The sequence below is a fragment of the Iodobacter fluviatilis genome (assembly GCF_900451195.1).
Classification (GTDB): Bacteria; Pseudomonadota; Gammaproteobacteria; order Burkholderiales; family Chitinibacteraceae; genus Iodobacter; species Iodobacter fluviatilis.
This window is the reverse complement of record NZ_UGHR01000003.1, coordinates 438,193-457,712: the sequence shown is the minus strand read 5'-3', so window position 1 is coordinate 457,712 and position 19,520 is coordinate 438,193. Positions and strand designations below refer to the sequence as shown.

Here is a 19,520-nt window from a genome sequence, read left to right as displayed (position 1 = left end):
CATGCGCCGTCTTCTTCCTTTTTTTGCCCTCCTGCTTGGCGCATGTGCGACGCCACAGAATAACTACGACCCTATCGAGCCTGTGAATCGCGGTATTTATGCGTTTAACAACACGATAGATAAAGCTGTTGTTAAACCCGCCGCTGAAGCTCACGAAAAATACTCACCTGGCCCTGTTAAGCAGGGTGCGAGTAATTTCTTTGACAATATCGATGATTTTTTTGCATCGTTTGGTGCACTGCTCCAAGGCAAAGGCAGCGAAGCGGGCCACAGCATGGGCCGTGTATTGGTTAACACCACACTAGGCATGTTTGGCTTAGTCGACTGGGCCAGCGATATGGGCCTCAAAAAAAGCGACGAAGACATTGGCCAGGCTCTGGGCAGCTGGGGAATGGGTTCTGGTCCCTATTTAATGATTCCTTTTCGTGGCCCAACCACGCTCAGAGACAGCAGCGATTTAGCGGTACGCTTCTTTGCTGATCCATTAGATATCTGGGATGGCACCCAAGAGCTAAGCACTCAAGTGATTCGCTATGGCGCATGGGGCATAGAACAGCGCCGCCAGCTGCTGCCGCTGGATCAGCTGATTAATTCACAAGCCGATCCCTACGCCTATATACGCGACGCCTATCTGCAGCGCAGATACTTCAGAGTATGGGATGGCAATCCTCCCAAGCCTCTGCAATTAGGCCCAACAGACGAAGAGCTGGATGCGATTGATGCTGCGAAAGAGCAGCGTGCAAATGCATCTGCTGCAAGCGCACCTGCCAGCCTGCCAGCAAGCGCTGTTGCCGGGGTAGCCCCTTGAGCGCAATTGTTTTTGAATCAGTAGCCAAGCAATTCGGCGATTTCCATGCCCTGAAAGGCGTGAGCTTTACGGTAGAGCAGGGTGATTTTTTTGCCCTGCTGGGCCCCAATGGTGCCGGTAAAACCACGCTGATCTCTGCCCTGGCAGGCTTATCCCGGCCCACATCCGGGCATATTTCTGTGATGGGCTTTGATGTTCAGAAAGACTACCGTGAAGCCCGCCGGGCGGTAGGCATTGTTCCGCAAGAGCTGGTCTTCGATCCCTTTTTTACCGTACGCGAAACGCTGACATTTCAATCCGGCTATTTTGGCCTGCGCAATAATGGCGACTGGATTGACGAGATTCTCGCTAATCTGGGCCTTACCGACAAAGCCAACACCAATATGCGGGCCTTATCCGGCGGCATGAAGCGCCGTGTGATGGTGGCACAAGCCTTGGTGCACCGCCCGCCCGTCATCGTACTGGATGAGCCCACCGCAGGTGTGGACGTAGAGCTGCGCAAAACACTATGGGATTTTATCCGCCGCCTTAATAGCGACGGCCACACCATTGTGCTGACAACGCATTATTTAGAAGAAGCCGAAACCCTGTGCAATCGCATCGCCATGCTAAAAAAAGGCGAGCTGATTTCCCTTGAAAACAAAGATACGCTGATGAGCCGCGGTGCGGCACGCGAGTTATTTATCAAGATTAAGCCTGCCGTACTGCCCGCATCCCTTGCCCCGCTGCTGATTTGCGAGCGTGACAACGGCTTTGAGCTCAAACTTGCAGATTGCAAAGATCTGGAAGCCATCCTAACCGAGCTCAGAAATAACTCGGTTCAGCTCAGAGATATCGAAGTAGGCAAGGCCGATCTGGAAACGATTTTTGTCGACATGATGTCTGGCAGCTAATTCGCCACCAGCACATCACGGCCTATACACCATCTGCGACAAGAAGACACTATGCAAGGTTTTTACACGCTGTTTTACAAAGAAGTACTGCGCTTTTGGAAAGTTGCTTTTCAAACCGTAGCAGCGCCTGTGCTCACTGCGCTGATGTACCTGCTGATTTTTGCCCATGTACTCGACAGCCATGTCGAGCCCTATCCTGGCGTGCAATACACCGCTTTTCTGATTCCGGGCCTGGTGATGATGTCGGTGCTGCAAAACAGCTTTGCCAATTCATCCTCCAGCCTGATTCAATCCAAAGTGACTGGCAGCCTGATTTTTGCCCTTTTGCCACCGCTTTCACATATGGAGTTTTTTCTTGCCTATATGCTGGCGGCCATGGTGCGCGGGCTTGTGGTGGGTGCGGGCGTTTTATTAGTCACCATGTGGTTTAACCTACCGGCTTTTGCTCATCCGCTGTGGATTTTAGTCTTTGCACTGACCAGCTCGGCACTGATGGCTGCCCTAGGCATTCTGGCGGGCATCTGGGCAGAAAAATATGACCAGCTGGCTGCATTTCAAAATTTTCTGATTATGCCGCTGACGTTTTTATCCGGCGTGTTCTATTCCATTCACAGCCTGCCTGCCTTCTGGCAGGGCGTATCGGCCTGGAACCCAATTTTTTATATGATTGACGGTTTTCGCTACGGCTTTTTTGGCGTAAGCGATGTATCGCCATGGCATGCTTTAGCCGTTGCAGCGCTTTCTTTAGTGATTGTAGGCAGCGCTGCCTACGCATTGATTAAATCTGGTTACAAATTAAGGCAATAACCCCATGACTCCCGAATCAGTACAAGCCTTACTTACCGATCGCCTCAGCGCCACTGCGGTTGAAGTAACAGGCGATGGTCATCATTTTTATGCGCGTATCGCATCCCCCCGCTTTGAAGGCCTTGGCCTGCTGGCCCGCCACCGTTTAGTAAAAGACGCGGTTAAACCAGAAATTGATTCGGGTGAATTACACGCCCTGTCGCTGGAAAAAACGCTCACGCCAGCCGAATGGGCAGAGCGTGTAGTGTGAGTAAGGAAGATCGCTTCAACCTTGATGGCATAGAAAAAAACCGCGCCAAGCTGGAACAAGCCATCGTTGATGCAAAAAAACCGCCAGACCGCAGCTCGCAAAAGCTGGCTGCCTTAACCAATCTGCCATGGCTGATCGCTGGCGTTGCCGCGCTGCTTTGGTATTGCCTGAAATAACTTCAAGAGTTCGACAAATGGACAAATTAAAAATTACTGGCGGCACCCCGCTGGCTGGTGAAATTTCTATCTCTGGCGCAAAAAACGCTGCATTACCTATTTTATGTGCCAGCTTACTGACAGCAGGCACTTTACGCCTAACCAATGTTCCCCAGCTTGCAGACGTAAAAACCACGCAAAAATTGCTGCAAGGCATGGGCGTGCGCGTCATGACCGATAACGTACACGAGTACGAAATCACCGCCAATGAAGTCACTACCCTGATCGCGCCTTACGAGCTGGTAAAAACCATGCGCGCATCGATTCTGGTGCTAGGGCCTACATTAGCCCGCTTTGGCGAAGCTCAGGTTTCTCTGCCAGGTGGCTGCGCCATTGGTGCCCGCCCGGTTGATCAGCACATTAAAGGCCTGCAAGCCATGGGTGCTGAGATTGTGATCGAGCACGGCTATGTAAAAGCCACTGGTAAGCTGAAAGGCGCACGCATTGTTTGCGATATGGTTACCGTAACCGGTACTGAAAATCTGCTGATGGCCGCCACTCTGGCAGACGGCATCACGATTATCGAAAACGCAGCGCGTGAACCCGAAGTCGTCGATCTGGCAGATTGCCTGATCAAAATGGGCGCAAAAATCAGCGGCCACGGCACAGATACCATTACCATCGAAGGCGTGGCCGAGCTGCACGGTGCAGAACACGCCATCGTGCCGGATCGCATTGAAACCGGTACTTTCCTGATTGCCGCAGCTGTGGCGCAAGGCAAGCTGGTATTACGCAATACCCGTGCCGACATCATGGAAGCCGTGCTAGAAAAACTGCGCGAAGCGGGTGCTTATATCGAAGCTGGCGATGATTGGATCGCCATTGATATGAAGCAACGCCCTAAGGCCGTAAATATCCGTACCATGCCCTACCCTGCTTTTCCAACCGATATGCAAGCGCAGTTTATGCTGCTGAACTGTGTAGCGGAAGGCACGGGCGTGATCACCGAAACCATTTTTGAAAACCGCTTTATGCACGCACCCGAGCTGATCCGTATGGGCGCTAAAATCAATACCGAAGGCAATACAGCCATTGTGACCGGTGTTGAAAAACTAGAAGGTGCCACCGTGATGGCCACCGACCTGCGCGCATCAGCATCCTTAGTGATCGCAGGCATGATTGCCAGTGGTGAAACCATTGTTGATCGTATCTACCATCTGGATCGCGGTTACGAACATATCGAGCGCAAACTGTCTGCTGTTGGCGCCCAAATCGAGCGGATTTCCTGAGTAGAATCTGGCGGGCAGCCTGTCGGACTTGAACGTCCGTAGCGAGAAAACATCCGGTTTGAGACAGATTTTGAGATTTTTTGAGGCGAATAGCGGGCATGTAGCGATAAAAAGCTCGAAATATGGCCCAATCCGGTATTTTCGCAGTAGGACAGTCTTAAATCCGACAGACTACTAGCATAAGCAGCTAGGGTGAGAAAACCCGCCTTGGCTGGCTTAAATGCTCAGGCTGCTTTGCAAAAATACTTTTTCCTGGCCGCTTTGCATAAGCAGACAGATTAGGGTAAAACCTAGTCTGCACACACACCGACCCTGGGACATAACCATGCTGATTTTCAATCCCAAACCCGCCCCGGAAGAACAAGACAATAAGCCACGCCTGCCTTCGCAAAATGAAAAAGGTGCAGCCGCTTTAGCCCACCTTGCAGGCGTATTCTGGCTCCCCATCCTGCCGATGGCGGTACTGGCCCTGATGATCCCCCTGATCGTGCTGCAATTTGCCCGTGTGCATTCTGACTATGTAGAGCAACACGCCATCAGCGCATGTAATTTTCAGCTGCTGATGGGCTGCCTGTACGCCCTTGCGATGCTGGCTGGCTTTATTGTGCACAGCCCGCTGCCACTTTGGTGGATTGCCATTGGCTCAGCTATTTTTGCCCTGTGGGAAGGTGCAAAAGCCATCAACGGCTGGCCATCCAAATACCCCGTCAGCTTAAAGTTATTTAAGTAATCCAATCAACGCCCGCACGCAGATCACCTGGAGATTCACGCGTTGAAACACGGGCTGGCGTAACTGACAAAAGCGTGCAATATCAACCGTCATTCTCTGGCCATCAGCCAGCAAGCTGATTACATTGTCGTTGCCACATTAAATCTACCGGACGTATTTATGATCACCATCGCGCTATCCAAAGGTCGTATCTTCGAAGAAACGCTGCCCCTGTTGGCCGCAGCAGGAATTGTCCCTTCTGAAGCGCCAGAATCCAGCCGCAAGCTGATTATTGGCACCAATATGGAAGACGTCCGGCTGATTATTGTCCGTGCAACCGATGTGCCCACCTATGTGCAATACGGTGCAGCAGATTTAGGCATTGCCGGTAAGGATGTGCTGCTAGAGCATGGTGGCGCTGGCCTTTATCTGCCGCTGGACTTAGATATCGCCAAATGCCGGCTGATGGTGGCCGTGCAAAATGGGTTTGATTACGAAGGCGCGGTAAAACAAGGCGCCCGTTTACGCATCGCCACAAAATACACCGAATGCGCGCGCGAACACTTCGCCAATAAGGGCGTGCACGTCGATTTAATCAAGCTCTACGGCTCGATGGAGCTGGCCCCGCTGGTTGGCCTTGCAGATGCCATCGTCGACCTCGTATCCACGGGCAGCACGCTCAAAGCCAATAATCTGATGGCCGTAGAAGACATCCGAGAAATCAGCTCCCGCCTTGTGGTAAACCAAGCTGCGCTGAAGCTTAAACACAGCAAACTCCAGCCGATTATTGATGCCTTTGCAGCAACTGTGGCGGCAAGGCAAGCAGCCTGAGCGTCTGGCTTAGGGCGGGCGCAAGCCGCGAGCAAATCTGAAAAATACGCGGGTTTCACTCGCCCAACGATGATTCAATGCCTGTAATGCGCTATCGGTGCGCAACGACTTCGTCGTTGTACACCCTATAAACTGTGCATCCTATAAACCAATTGGATATAAATATACCCAATCCATTCATTTCACTTTTTCATAATCAAATAAATTAATTAATTCCACAACCGAAGATATGCCCATCGCATTCAATTACTATTATTATTAATTAATCAAACAATTATGGTTGACATTCATTACCTGATCCGTAAAATGCCCTGCATATTAACTATCTAAGAGGCTGTCTGTGGACAACGACGGATGTAATCGATCTGTGTTGGTAACCGCGGTATAGCAGGATAAACAGATTCAATCTGCCATATCCTGCAACGCAGGGTGTGGTGTCTTTGGGCTTAGCCCCGCTCACCTTCTCCATTACATAATTAAACAGCAAACTGCTGTTTTATGCCTATGGCTGGGTTTCATCCTTATTGATATCAATCGTCCTCCCTTTATTTTTCGGAGGCTGGAATGCACTTTCTAAAACGACTTATCATCGCCATACGGGGCACGCATGCCCGTGAGATTCATCAATCACAGTATTTTTTAAATATCAGCAGCTCTGAATCAACGATCAGCGATCTACGCAAGATGCTGATTCATAAGTTAAATCTACTTGGCTTTCAGGCCCGCCAGCTCAAGATTTTTCGCCAGGCCGAAGGCACGTTCTGCCTGTCGGTGCTGCTGAATTTATCAGCAGATTTACGCCAGAGCTTTATCCAGATGGCCATAGGCTTAAGCCAGCATCAGGATGTGTGCCATATTCAGTGGGGGCTGAGAAGCAATAAACCCCGCCTGCGCAGCTAAATATACCAGACGTATATTTAATTATTTAATAGGGCCTGCTTAATTAAGCAGAACTCATCAATACAATTATTCATTTGAAATATGAAAGGTATCTGCTCGCCTTAAATAATTTAAATTTATATATATTTTTTAAATCAGATAGGACATCAAAAATGCCAGACGAACCGATATTGCCCGCTGAATTGCTATTTAGTTATTCAGCGGGCCAATTAAATCTATTCCTTTTATTTCAGCGCCCCGCCAGCGCGAAAGGGGATTGCTTTGCCTGAATAATGCAATGCATTCCTGCTGGCGCACAGGAAGATCAGTATGTATCAAAACTACAGCACCGCCATCAAGCAGCCAGCACCACAAGCCAGCGCTTTAAGTGATACAGCCGCCGCCGAGCTACTCAAAGCCAATGGCCTCAACGAAGTCGCGCACGACAAGCCACCTCACGCCCTCGTCCAGCTTTATCTCGCTTTTAAAAATCCCTTTGTCATGGTGCTTTTGGTGCTTGCCTTTATCACCTACTTCACCGATGTGCAGTTTGCCGAAGCGGGCGAGCCAAGCTGGGTTGGGATTATTATCCTGACCACCATGGTGACTTTAAGCAGCTTATTACGCTTCTTTCAGGAATATCGCACCGGCAAATCAGCCGAAAAACTCAAATCCCTCGTCAGCAATACCGCAACGGTGCTGCGTAAACCCGCCAAAGGCCAGACACGTAAGCTTGAAGTGCCCATGAGCCAGGTGGTCGTCGGCGATATTGTCTGCCTGCAAGCGGGGGATATGATTCCGGCTGATATCGAGCTTTTAGAATCCCGAGATTTATTTGTCAGCCAAGCGGTATTAAGCGGTGAAGCGCTGCCGGTAGAGAAATACGACACGCTTGGCGACGTGGCGGAAAAATCCGCCCAAGCAGCACCAAGCGAAGAGGTAATAGACAGAACAGAAAAATCGGCACTCGCCAGCATCAGTGATGAAAGCCTGCTTGATCGCAGCAATATCTGCTTTATGGGCACCAATGTGGTGAGCGGCATCGCCACCGCCCGGGTGATTGCCATCGGCAACCATACTTACTTTGGCTCTTTGGCTAAAAATGTACTCAGCCATAAGCGTGTAGAAACCAGTTTTGATCGCGGCGTCAGCAGCGTTTCATGGCTGCTGATTCGCTTTATGCTGGTGATGGTGCCGCTAGTATTTCTGATTAATGGCCTGACCAAGGGCGATTGGCTATCTGCGCTGACCTTTGCAATGGCGGTTGCCGTGGGACTGACGCCAGAAATGCTGCCGATGATTGTTTCGGCCAACCTGGCCAAGGGCGCAATCGCCATGGCTAGGCGCAAAGTAGTGGTCAAGCGGCTCAATTCTGTACAAAACTTTGGCGCAATGGATGTTTTATGCACGGATAAAACCGGCACGCTGACGCAGGATAAAATCATTCTGGAGCAGCATTTTAATTGCGATGGCGAGCAGGATGAGGGGATTTTACATCTGGCTTGGCTCAATAGCGTGCACCAGAGCGGTATGAAAAACCTGATGGATATTGCGGTGATCGAGCGAGCCACCGAGCTGAACAACCTGCCTTTAGGCTATAGCAAAATCGACGAACTACCCTTTGATTTTATCCGCCGCCGCCTGACCGTTGTGCTGGAAAATCGCAAAGCTCAGCAGCTAATGATCTCCAAAGGGGCGGTAGAAGAAATGCTCGCCGTATCCACCCATTACCAAGATGGCGATACTGTCCGCGAGCTAACCCTGCCAGAAAGAACACGCATCCTGAAACAAACTCAGGATTACAACGCTCAAGGCTTCCGCGTTTTACTGGTCGCCAGCAAAATCATCGACAACAATCAACAGCAGTACAAAGTGGCCGATGAAAAAGATCTGGTGGTGCGTGGATTTTTAACCTTTCTTGATCCGCCTAAAGCATCCGCCGCCCCAGCGATTAAAGCGCTGCAAGAGTATGGTGTGGCCGTTAAAGTGCTGACGGGCGACAATCCGATTGTCACCAGTAAAGTCTGCCGTGACGTTGGCCTAAACCCCGGCACGCCGCTCTTAGGGCCGGAAATCGAGCTGATGGACGATGTTGCACTATGCCAAGCGGTGCGAGAATGCACCGTGTTTGCCAAGCTCACCCCGATGCATAAATCACGCGTGGTGAAAGCCCTGCAAGCCAATGGCCATACGGTAGGCTTTTTGGGCGATGGGATTAACGATGCGCCCGCATTGCGTGATGCGGATGTAGGGATTTCAGTTGATAGCGGGGCCGATATTGCCAAAGAAACCGCCGATATTATTCTGCTTGATAAAGACTTGATGGTGCTGGAAGAAGGCGTGATTAAAGGGCGTGAAACCTTCGGCAATATTCTGAAATACCTGAATATCACCGCCAGCTCTAACTTTGGCAATGTGTTCTCGGTGCTCGTCGCCTCTGCCTGGCTGCCTTGGGAGCCGATGTTAGCCATGCATTTGCTGATCCAAAACCTGATTTATGATATCTCCCAGCTGGTCTTACCTTGGGATAAGATGGATAAAGAGTTCCTGAAAAAACCACGCAAATGGGAAGCCGGTAATATCCGCCGCTTTATGGTCTGGCTCGGCCCCACTTCATCGGTATTTGATATCACCACCTACATCCTGATGTGGACAGTATTTGGTGCCGGAGCCGCGTATTACGCTGACGGCGGTGGCCAGAGCATTATGAATTCAGGCTGGTTTATTGTGGGGCTGGTATCACAAACCCTGGTGGTGCACATGCTGCGCACTCGCAAGATTCCGTTTATCCAAAGCCGCGCTTCGCTGCCGGTCATGATCTCAACGGTGATTGCTGTTGCCATCGGCTGCTGGCTGCCCTTCTCGCCACTGGCTGAATCAATCGGCTTTATCTCGCTCGATTCATCCTACTGGTACTGGCTGGCCGCCACGATGCTGGGCTATATGATGCTGGCGCAATTGGTAAAAACCATTTATATCCGCCGCTATGGGGTGTGGTTTTAAGCTGAATAATCTGCGAAGTAAACCCAAACCTTGGACCACTTCGGTCCCAGAGAACACGGAGTTTCACGGAGAAAAACAATTCTTGAATTAAGTTGTTTTGTAGGTTTTAAATATTTTAAAACCCAGAGATTAGGATTCGTACACGGCTCGTGGTACGGGGCTTAAATCTCCCCTTGAAACACGCCGGAGCGAGGAACAAGCGGGGCGGGGTTCCGGCAAGGGAGCGAGGTACGAGCCAATCCCGCCCGCCGCCGACCCGATTGGACCTCAGCAGGGGCTTTCGTGTATTGCGGTTGTCGCTTGGCTTCGTTTCTTGGCGAAGCAAGAAAGGAAGGCCCCGCGGTGGCTACCGCTCCTAAATCAACGTGCCAGAGGCACTAAAAAGACAATAACTGCATAATCATCAGCTCGAACAAAAAGCCCCTCAAACGTCGACTTTTTTAAGGGTACGCAAGCCGCTTTTCTTGCGCATCCTTAAAAACTCACCCCATCAACTCCCCTTCAACAACTGCGCTAAATCCAGCGCCGAGCGCACGCCCATTTTGGCAAAAACATTGGCACGGTGGACTTCTACCGTGCGGATGGCGATTTGCATTTCATCGGCGATTTGCTTATTGAGCTTACCCTGCAAAATCCAATCCATCACTTCGCGCTCACGCGGCGTAATCGAGGCGAGGCGCTTTTCTAATAATTGCTGATTACCGCGCACAGAATGGCGACCAATAGCCACCTCCAATGCATCATTAACCCGCTCCAGCAATTTCTTTTCACTGCATGGTTTTTCTAAAAAATCAAAAGCCCCCTGCTGAATCGCCTGCACCGCCATCGGAATATCACCGTGACCTGATAAAAACAACACAATCAGTTCACTGCCCAATTCATACATCTGCCCGAACACGGCTGGCCCGCTCAGACCAGGCATACGCACATCCAGCAGCACCACACCTTCGCTACTGGCATCAATGGCCATTAAAAAGTCCTCGCCCCCTTCAAAGGCATGCACGGTATAGCCATGGGAAAGCAATAACAGGCCGAGTGAATCTCTCACGGCAATATCATCATCAACCAAATAAACTGTTTTCATCGTGGCAGACTCATATAAAAATAAGTGCCCCCCTGTGGATGGGCTTCAAACCATAGTTTGCCACGATGCTGCTCTAAAATAGAACGACAAATATTCAGCCCAATGCCCATTCCCAGCGATTTAGTCGTAAAAAACGCATCAAATAAACGGCTGGCTACCTCTGGCGCAATACCTGAACCCCGGTCACATACTGATAAATAAACCGCTGTGTCATCGCAATAGGTAGCCAACCATACATCGCGGCGGCTTTGTGGTTGCTCACTACTGGCATCCAGCGCGTTTCGCAGCAAATTCAGCACCACCTGCCCAAGCAACACTTCATCGGCGTGAATCTGCGGCAAGGCAGCGCCCAAATTAAAATGCAGCCGCACACCCTGGCTGCGCGCACTGGCATCGATCAGCTCAAAAGCATTGCTGGCAATATGGTTGATATCGCAAGGCTCGCAATGCGGAGTGCGTTTTTGTACAAATTCGCGGATACGTTTCACCACGGCGGCGGCACGGTGTGCCTGGCCAGCAATTTTGCTGAGCGTTGAATCCAGCAACTCGTGATTATTCTGATTGGCAAACTGACGAGCCGCGCTGGCGTAATTACTCATCGCCATCAAAGGCTGGTTTAACTCATGGGCCAGGGTGGACGCCATTTCACCCATGGTGATCAGCTTGCCGGTGTGACGCAGCATTTCTTCCTGCTCCCGCTCCCTTGCTTCGGCGGCTTTTAAGGCCGTGATATCCACCACTGAGCTCATCCAGCCGCGCTGCTTGCCGGTCGCATCGATAAGCGGCGTGGTGTAAACACGGGTGGCAACCAGATGACCATCCCTGTGCCGCACCATTGATTCAAAACCATCGTGCGGCGCACGGCCACTGAGCACAATCTCGTTTTGCGCCTGATGCCCGGCGATATCTTCCGGGTTCCAATAAGGGTAAGGCGGCAGTGCACCGATCAGCTCTTCAGCGCTATAACCCACCATGCCGCAAAAGGCAGGGTTTACATACACAATGCGGCCATCCATATCACGGGCGCGCATCCCTACCGAAAGCGAATCTTCCATCGCGGTGCGAAAAGCGTGCTCTTCCCTGAGCGCGTTTTCTGCCAGTAATCGCGCCTGCATCTGGCGGCGCAAACGCCACCAGCTAAACAGCACAATCAAGGCCAGCCCCAGCACACTGGCAATCAGCAGTTTTTGTACCAGACCAGTTGGATGACGGTAAGCGGTGATGCGCAGCAGTAAGCCACTGCTGACTAAATCAAAGGGCAGCTGATAGCTAAGATTAGTCTCGTCAGCCTCGATTTTGGATTTACTAGCGATTTCCCGCCCGTCCGCATCAATCATCTCCAGCCGGTATTTATAGGCAAACCACCACGGCACCTGCTGCTGTAAGAGTTTTGGCAGGGCAATGGAGGCCACCAGCTCTAAATCATGCTCGGCCAGAATCAGCGCAATCATTCCCTTAGGGTAAAGCGGCAGGGTATAACTTGGCCGCCCCATTCCCTGCGCTAAAGCAATCGGCTCACGGGTCACTTCGGCGGATAAATGCTGACCATAGCTAAAACTCTGGTTTTTAGTACGCAGCTGAATGCCGGTAATCGCCGCATTTGCGCCAATAATCAAACGCGCACGGCTACGAAACTCGGCCTCGCTTAAGCTGCCATCGCGAGATTGCTCTAATAGTGCAGCCAAGCGTTCTTCAGATTGCCCCAGCACAAAGCGCAAATTCTGCTCTACCCACAGCACATCATTAATCAGCACCAGCCGTGCTTCTTCACGCTCGCCGTGGCGCAAATAGGCGAATAAGCCCAATACCGTGGCCAGAAACAAGACCAAGGCCAACCTTGGTAAAAACCAAGGATGAGCACTCAGGCGAAGTGAAAGAGTAGTAAGCAAACGCATACTCCAATGTTAGCACAGCGCAATTTCAGGCTTACTGTGGTTTACCACAGTCGTGACAACCACAATTGAAAACGCATTCTGACTGATCAACAATCATCTATACATTCAACAGCTTTGGAGATTGTAATGCGTACTTTACTAGCGGCCATTCTGGCTCTTACTGTCACTTCTTCCTTCGCGGCCGAAGCGCCGATCGTGATCAAGTTCAGCCACGTTGTTGCCGTTGATACCCCCAAGGGCAAAGCTGCTGATTACTTCAAAAAAATTGCCGAAGAACGCACCAAGGGCCGGGTTAAAGTAGAAGTTTATCCAAACAGCCAGCTGTACAAAGACAAAGAAGAAATGGAAGCGCTGCAATTAGGCGCAGTACAAATGCTGGCCCCTAGCCTGGCCAAATTTGGCCCGCTGGGTGTAAAAGAATTCGAAATTTTCGACCTACCGTATATTTTTGATAGCTATGCCGAAGTCGATAAAGTGATGAAAGGCCCGATTGGCGCCAAGCTGTTTACCAAGCTAGAAACCAAGGGCATTAAAGCGCTGGGCTTCTGGGAAAACGGCTTTAAGAATTTCTCCAGCAATAAACCGATCCGCACGCCAGACGATCTGCGCGGCATGAAAGTGCGTATTCAATCATCCAAAGTGCTGGACGAAGAAATGCGGGCCGTTGGCGCTCTGCCACAGGTGATGGCGTTTTCAGAAGTTTACCAAGCCCTGCAAACCGGCGTAGTAGACGGCACCGAGCTGGAGCCATCGAACCTTTACACCAGCAAAGCGTTTGAAGTGCAAAAACACCTCACCCTCACCAACCACGGCTTCCTTGGCTATGCCGTGATCGTCAACAAAACCTTCTGGGAAGGCCTGCCTGCCGACATTCGCACAATACTCACTACTGCGATGAATGACTCCTCCAATTACGCCAACCAGATTGCCAAGCAAGAAACCGACAAAGCACTTGCCGCCATCAAAGCCAGCGGCAAAACCACGATCTACACCCCAACCGCCGCCGAACGCGCGGCCTTCCGTAAAGCCCTCATCCCCGTCCACCAAAAAATGGCCTCCCGCTTTGGCCAAGATTTGCTGACCGAGATTTATAAAGAGACAGCGTTTAAGCCGGTTGAGTAAAGGGGTTTGAGGAGCATCCGCTTGTTGTATTCCCCCCTTTAAAAAAAAGGGGGCTAGGGGGATTTAGCATTGCATATCTTTACGGCAACAAGCCCCACACAAAGATAAATCCCCCTCAATCCCCCTTTTGCAAAGGGGGAAGCTGCAGCACTGAAGTGCCACCTAAATAATGTAGATACTTATGCTGCGGCGGGTTTCACCCGCCCTACGAGGAGCAAACCGCCCCTCTTAAAAAACCACCGTCCCTTCGGAGACTCTCATGAAAATACTCGATCACCTGGAAGAGTGGCTGATTGCCTCGCTGATGGCGGTGGCGACGCTGGTGATTTTTATCGCCGTGCTCCACCGCTACGCCTCCGGCGCCCATCTACCCATCATCCAAAACTGGCTGCTCAGCATCAACCTCTCATGGGCTCAGGAGCTGTGCATTATTTTATTTGTATGGATGGCTAAATTTGGTGCGGCCTATGGTGTGCGCGTCGGCATCCATGTGGGTGTGGATGTGATGATTAACCGGCTAGAGCCCAAATATCGCGCCGCCTTTGTGATGCTGGGCCTCTTAGCAGGAGCACTGTTTACCGGCATTGTGGCCGTGCTTGGCTCGCAATTTGTTTGGGGAAATGGCGCGCACTATGCCTTTACCCACGCTTTGGGCATGACCATAGGCAATCTGTATGAAGGCCCGACTACCCCCGATCTGGAATGGCCAACCTGGATGGTCTACAGCGCCATTCCCCTTGGTACCAGCCTGATGTGTTTGCGCTTTTTACAAGTTGCGGCCACCTTTATGCGTACCGGCGAGCTGCCTCATCATGACGTAGCGCACGTTGAAGGCCTAGAAGAAGAAGAAGAAGAAGAAGGAAAACCAGCATGAGTACCATTCCTGCACCAGAAGCGCACTGGTCAATCAAAATACCCGCCCTGGTATTCGGATCTTTAGCCATTATCGCCATCGTTGGCGGCAAAAAAGCCGTGGTGTTCTGCCTGCTGCTGGCACTAATGGCCACCGGCATGCCAATTTCTATCGCGCTGGGGCTGACCGTACTTACCTTCTTATTCACCATGACCAATGTGCCCATCGAATCGGTGGCGCTGAAATTGTTCACGGGGATAGAGAAGTTTGAAATTATGGCCATTCCCTTCTTTATTCTGGCCGGTAATTTCTTAACCCACGGTGGGGTAGCCCGCCGCATGATCGACTTTGCCACCAGCATGGTAGGCCACTTTCATGGCGGATTAGGCTTGGCGGGTGTGCTGGCCTGTGCATTATTTGCAGCGGTTTCCGGCTCCAGCCCGGCCACAGTAGTGGCGATTGGCTCCATCCTTTTGCCCGCCATGATTAAGCAAGGCTTTCCACGTCAGTTTGGTGCAGGGGTCATTACCACTGCTGGCGCTTTGGGGATTTTAATTCCGCCATCGATTGCCATGGTGATGTTCTCTGTCGCCACCAATACCTCGGTGGGTGCGCTATTTATGGCAGGGGTGATTCCTGGCCTGATGCTGGCATTTTTTCTGGGGCTGACCACCTGGTGGCGCGCACGTAAGTTTGGCTATCCACGCATGCCCAAAGCCACAGCGGGCGAGCGTTGGGGTGCTTTTCGCCGCTCGGTGTGGGGCTTAATGCTGATCGTACTGGTATTGGGCGGGATTTACACCGGCGTATTTACCCCAACCGAAGCCGCTGCCATCGCCGCCGTGTACGCCTTTATCATTGCCGTATTTGTATACCGCGATTTGCCACTTAGCCGCGTACCCAAAGTGCTGCTCGATTCAGCCAGCATGAGTGCCATGCTGCTCTACATCATTACCAATGCCGTTTTGTTCTCGTTTGTGATGACCAACGAAGGCATTCCGCAGGCCATGGCCGATTGGCTGCTGGGTATGGGCCTTGGCCCGATCACCTTTTTGCTGGCGGTGAATATTCTGCTGCTCTTGGCCGGTAATGTGATGGAGCCATCGTCCATCATTCTGATCATGGCCCCTATCCTCTTCCCTGTGGCGGTTAAGCTGGGTATCAATCCCATCCACTTTGGGATTTTGATCACCGTGAATATGGAAGTCGGCATGTGCCATCCGCCGGTAGGGCTTAATCTATATGTGGCCTCCGGCATTACCAAGATGGGCATCACCGAGCTCACCGTAGCGGTCTGGCCATGGCTGCTGACCATGCTGGGCTTTTTGCTGCTGATTACCTATGTGCCCGCCATCTCGCTGTGGCTCCCCACGGCCATGGGCATGATGTAGGCCCTGACGAATAAGCAAACCACACAGGCCCCAGCCGCATTGATAGCGGCTGGGGCCTGTGTTAGTTTTGCTCCTACCGCCGGGAAAAATACACAATGATCCAGTCACGCTATCAGGCCAAAATCGACACCCTGTTGGCCAGCGGCCAGCGCAAATTGCTCGGCATTGTTGGCCCACCCGGCTCGGGCAAATCCACACTGGCGCAGCAGATTCAGCAGCTTTATCCACAGCAAAGCGTTGTAGTGCCCATGGATGGCTACCATCTGGCCAATTGCGAGTTAGCCCGCCTTGGCAAAGCAGCAAGGAAAGGCGCAGAAGATACCTTTGATAGCGCAGGATTTGCCGCACTGATTCAGCGACTAAAAACCCAGCCAACAGATGAAACCATCTACGCCCCCGAGTTTCGCCGCGCAATCGAAGAACCCATCGCCAACGCCATTCCTATTCAGCCCCAACACCAACTGATCATTGTTGAAGGCAACTACCTGCTGCTGGAGAGCGGCCATTGGGCCCAATTACCCAGCTTGCTGGATGAAACTTGGTATGTAGACGTAGGCCACACACTGAGAGAATCCCGCCTAATCCAGCGCCATATACAATTTGGCCGCAGCGAAGCCGCAGCGATCGAGTGGGTGCAGAGCACCGATGGCCCAAATGCTAGGTTAATTGAAGCCAGTAAATCGCGGGCTGATCTGCTGTTTACCTGGGAATAATAATCGGTAAATCAAGGCAATAAGCCGCGCAGATGATTTTCTTACATGGGTATAATCGTCCTACGATAGATTTTTGGACCCTGCCATGTTGCGTCGCCTTGATTCTCGTTCTGCTGATTTTCAATCACAACTCGCCGCCCTGCTGGCTTTTGAAACCTCACAAGATCCGGATGTGGATACCCGGGTTGCGGCTATTCTTGACGATGTAAAAACACGCGGCGATGCGGCTGTAGTGGAATACACCCAGCGCTTTGACGGCGTTGCGGCACAAACCATGGCGGAGCTGGAGCTAAGCCAGGCTGAGCTGAAAGACGCGTTCGATCGCCTGCCCGATGTGCAAAGAGAGGCCTTAGTGGCAGCAGCAGAGCGGGTGCGTAAATATCACGAACACCAGAAAATGGCGTCCTGGCAATACACAGATGAAGATGGCACGGTACTAGGCCAGCAGGTTACAGCACTCGACAGAGTCGGGATTTATGTACCGGGCGGCAAAGCGAGCTATCCCTCTTCCGTCTTGATGAACGCCATTCCAGCCCATGTGGCCGGTGTCGCCGAAATCATCATGGTAGTGCCTACGCCGCGTGGCGAGAAAAATGATCTAGTACTCGCTGCAGCCTTCGTGGCGGGCGTGAGCCGCGCCTTCTGTATTGGCGGCGCGCAAGCAGTGGGCGCGCTTGCTTTTGGTACCGAAACCGTACCTGCTGTGGATAAAATCACCGGCCCCGGCAACGCCTATGTCGCCGCCGCCAAGCGCCGTGTATTTGGGATTGTCGGCATTGATATGGTGGCTGGCCCTTCAGAGATTCTAGTGATTTGCGATGGCACCACCGACCCGGACTGGATCGCGATGGATTTATTCAGCCAGGCCGAGCACGATGAAATCGCCCAAGCGATTCTGCTTTGCCCGGATGAAGAATTTATCGGGCAAGTTGCCGCCAGTATTGAAAAGCTCCTCCCCACCATGCCGCGCCAAGACATTATCCGCGCGTCGCTCACCGGCCGTGGCGCTTTAATTACCGTAAAAGATCTGCACGAAGCCTGCGAAATTGCCAATTATATTGCGCCGGAACATCTGGAATTATCCATCGCTACCCCAGAAGTCTACCTAGCTGAGCTACGTCACGCGGGTGCGATTTTTATGGGCAAGTTTACCAGCGAGTCTTTGGGCGATTATTGCGCCGGCCCAAATCACGTCCTCCCCACCGCCCGCACTGCCCGTTTTGCCAGCCCGCTGGGCGTTTACGACTTCCAAAAACGCACGAGCATTATCCAAGTTTCAGAAGCGGGCAGCCAAAAACTAGGCCGCATCGCCAGCACCCTCGCCCACGGCGAAGGCCTAACCGCCCATGCACGATCAGCGGAATATCGTTTGAAGGATTGATGAGAGAGCAAGCTACGGCGAAAAACCCGCCGTAGCTTGAGGCTTAAAACCCAAATATTGAAGCACGGAGTTTCGCGGAGTTATCCGCAGTGAGGGGCCATCGTGCTTTTGAGCTTGCGGTTTTGCTTACTTTCTTAGCCGTTCAAGAAAGTGAGTCCCCCGCGGGGAATTCCCGCACCTAAATCAACGTGCCGAAGGCACTAAGATCTTTTTGATTTTGCATAACACACAGGGTAAAACCCGCCCTACGATGGTTCAATACTTGTAATTGCACAGAGCAGTGCGCTAGAAAAACGACTTGCGCACCCCATACACTGCCCAATCCCCCCTGGCCCCCCTTTTTCAAAGGGGGAAACAAATGCATCAAACTTATGTAGATTCTTACGCCCGCAGGGGATTCACGCACCAAAATTCACGTGCTGAAGGCACTTAAAATATTTTGCGTAGTACGATCAACTGCAGCCCACCACACAAAAACACAAACCATCCCCCCGCAACGCAACATTCAATCCCCCCATCCCACAACAGCTAAGCTAAAATGAATCTCACCCCTGTCCTAAGCCTTCATCACTTTCAAGCTAAAGAATGACCACTGACCAGACCAAGCAATTAATTGAACAACTTGAAATGAAAATTAGCTCATTTCAATATGTGCTCGCCTACCGCAATATTTTTGTGATTAGTTTTTTCAGCTCGGGCGAGATTCTGGATCACAATTACCCTTCGCATGAAAACGCTACCCAGCTGGATCATTTCGGCTTTTTAATTGGTCAGGATAATCTGGCCGCAATTAAGGCACTGATTAAAACCTCGGTCAGTGGCTCGGACGGTTGGAAGTTTTTTAACCGCGATTTAAAACTACATTTATTCCGCGTTAATCAGAACCTCTGGCATATTGAAGTCGGCTCTCAGGAAGAAGAAAGCGACAACCACAACCCAAATCCGGATTTTGCCAAATTCTACAGCCTGACCGAAACACTCACCGAATTCAGAGAATGGCAGGATAGCGGCGAAATTGATGAGGTATTAGAGCGCATTCGCAGCCAACATCTGCCACAAATCCGGCAGGTTAAAGCCACCATTTCTGACCCAATTCTGATTATGTGCCTCGATTTAATCGAAGGGATTGTGGCTTCTGCTGTGAATGATAATGGCGATATTGATACCAGCCTCTATGCCTTACTCACGCCTTCTGAAGTGCAAGTCGCCAAATTTATTAAGGTAGGGATGTCGACCAAAGAAATTGCACAAAGCTTAAGTGTGGCTTCCAAAACGGTTGAAAATCATAGAAATAGTTTAAGAAGCAAATTGGGCATTACCAATAAAGGCATTAATTTGCGTAATTATTTAATTAGTTTATCTTCCTGATTCCGACTCAAAAAATGTGCAGCGCACGCCTGCACTGATCAATGATGCACAGGTATTTTTAAAAAACCATCCATTTCACTCCAAATCTA

General features: G+C 51.3%; 18 protein-coding genes. 16 read left to right on the top strand and 2 right to left on the bottom strand.

What is annotated here, in order from left to right:
* Position 1: 1 nt before the first annotated feature.
* The 10 genes from DYD62_RS17455 (at position 2) to mgtA (ending at position 9,624) form a co-directional block, all read left to right on the top strand.
* A complete protein-coding gene (locus DYD62_RS17455) occupies positions 2 to 808 on the top strand; it encodes an MlaA family lipoprotein (RefSeq protein ID WP_115228678.1) in 807 nt (268 codons plus the stop codon).
* On the top strand, positions 805 to 1,701 hold the full coding sequence (locus DYD62_RS17450; protein ID WP_115228677.1) for an ABC transporter ATP-binding protein: 897 nt from the start codon (positions 805 to 807) through the stop codon (positions 1,699 to 1,701). Before DYD62_RS17455 ends, DYD62_RS17450 begins: the two co-directional genes overlap by 4 nt.
* 51 nt (positions 1,702 to 1,752) lie before the next feature.
* Positions 1,753 to 2,508 (top strand): ABC transporter permease, encoded by a 756-nt coding sequence (locus DYD62_RS17445; RefSeq protein ID WP_115228676.1) that lies wholly within the window; start codon positions 1,753 to 1,755, stop codon positions 2,506 to 2,508.
* A gap of 4 nt (positions 2,509 to 2,512) precedes the next feature.
* Entirely contained in the window at positions 2,513 to 2,758 is a 246-nt protein-coding gene (locus tag DYD62_RS17440) for a BolA family protein (RefSeq protein ID WP_099397113.1), read from the top strand.
* Complete coding sequence (locus tag DYD62_RS17435) at positions 2,755 to 2,934, top strand: hypothetical protein (RefSeq protein WP_099397114.1); 180 nt, start codon at positions 2,755 to 2,757, stop codon at positions 2,932 to 2,934. The genes DYD62_RS17440 and DYD62_RS17435 overlap by 4 nt, the downstream gene beginning before the upstream one ends.
* 17 nt (positions 2,935 to 2,951) lie before the next feature.
* Positions 2,952 to 4,202, top strand: a complete 1,251-nt coding sequence (gene murA / locus DYD62_RS17430) for a UDP-N-acetylglucosamine 1-carboxyvinyltransferase (RefSeq protein ID WP_115228675.1) — start codon at positions 2,952 to 2,954, stop codon at positions 4,200 to 4,202.
* 325 nt (positions 4,203 to 4,527) lie between these two features.
* Entirely contained in the window at positions 4,528 to 4,932 is a 405-nt protein-coding gene (locus DYD62_RS17425) for a DUF4870 domain-containing protein (protein ID WP_099397116.1), read from the top strand.
* 159 nt (positions 4,933 to 5,091) lie between these two features.
* A complete protein-coding gene (gene hisG / locus DYD62_RS17420; protein WP_115228673.1) occupies positions 5,092 to 5,742 on the top strand; it encodes an ATP phosphoribosyltransferase in 651 nt (216 codons plus the stop codon).
* 564 nt (positions 5,743 to 6,306) lie between these two features.
* Entirely contained in the window at positions 6,307 to 6,642 is a 336-nt protein-coding gene (locus DYD62_RS17415) for a hypothetical protein (protein ID WP_115228672.1), read from the top strand.
* A 309-nt stretch (positions 6,643 to 6,951) separates the two neighbouring features.
* On the top strand, positions 6,952 to 9,624 hold the full coding sequence (gene mgtA / locus DYD62_RS17405) for a magnesium-translocating P-type ATPase (RefSeq protein ID WP_115228670.1): 2,673 nt from the start codon (positions 6,952 to 6,954) through the stop codon (positions 9,622 to 9,624).
* Positions 9,625 to 10,114: 490 nt separating this feature from the next.
* On the opposite strand, the gene DYD62_RS17400 is transcribed toward mgtA, so the two are convergent.
* Positions 10,115 to 10,708, bottom strand: a complete 594-nt coding sequence (locus DYD62_RS17400) for a response regulator transcription factor (RefSeq protein WP_115228669.1) — start codon at positions 10,706 to 10,708, stop codon at positions 10,115 to 10,117.
* On the bottom strand, positions 10,705 to 12,597 hold the full coding sequence (locus DYD62_RS17395; protein WP_165928708.1) for a sensor histidine kinase: 1,893 nt from the start codon (positions 12,595 to 12,597) through the stop codon (positions 10,705 to 10,707). Before DYD62_RS17395 ends, DYD62_RS17400 begins: the two co-directional genes overlap by 4 nt.
* Positions 12,598 to 12,729: 132 nt before the next feature.
* Between DYD62_RS17395 and DYD62_RS17390 the strand changes: the two genes are divergently transcribed.
* The 6 genes from DYD62_RS17390 (at position 12,730) to DYD62_RS17365 (ending at position 19,431) form a co-directional block, all read left to right on the top strand.
* Positions 12,730 to 13,725 carry a TRAP transporter substrate-binding protein gene (locus DYD62_RS17390; protein WP_172476523.1) on the top strand — a complete coding sequence of 332 codons (996 nt, stop codon included), beginning with the start codon at positions 12,730 to 12,732 and terminating at the stop codon, positions 13,723 to 13,725.
* 259 nt (positions 13,726 to 13,984) lie between these two features.
* A complete protein-coding gene (locus tag DYD62_RS17385; RefSeq protein WP_115228667.1) occupies positions 13,985 to 14,599 on the top strand; it encodes a TRAP transporter small permease in 615 nt (204 codons plus the stop codon).
* The gene (locus tag DYD62_RS17380; protein WP_115228666.1) at positions 14,596 to 15,969 is read left to right on the top strand and encodes a TRAP transporter large permease; all 1,374 of its coding nucleotides are present in this window, start codon (positions 14,596 to 14,598) and stop codon (positions 15,967 to 15,969) included. The genes DYD62_RS17385 and DYD62_RS17380 overlap by 4 nt, the downstream gene beginning before the upstream one ends.
* Positions 15,970 to 16,064: 95 nt before the next feature.
* A complete protein-coding gene (locus DYD62_RS17375; protein ID WP_115228665.1) occupies positions 16,065 to 16,682 on the top strand; it encodes a nucleoside/nucleotide kinase family protein in 618 nt (205 codons plus the stop codon).
* 85 nt (positions 16,683 to 16,767) lie between these two features.
* Positions 16,768 to 18,063, top strand: a complete 1,296-nt coding sequence (gene hisD, locus DYD62_RS17370; protein ID WP_172476522.1) for a histidinol dehydrogenase — start codon at positions 16,768 to 16,770, stop codon at positions 18,061 to 18,063.
* 585 nt (positions 18,064 to 18,648) lie between these two features.
* The gene (locus DYD62_RS17365; protein ID WP_115228664.1) at positions 18,649 to 19,431 is read left to right on the top strand and encodes a helix-turn-helix transcriptional regulator; all 783 of its coding nucleotides are present in this window, start codon (positions 18,649 to 18,651) and stop codon (positions 19,429 to 19,431) included.
* The last annotated feature ends 89 nt before the right edge of the window (positions 19,432 to 19,520 follow it).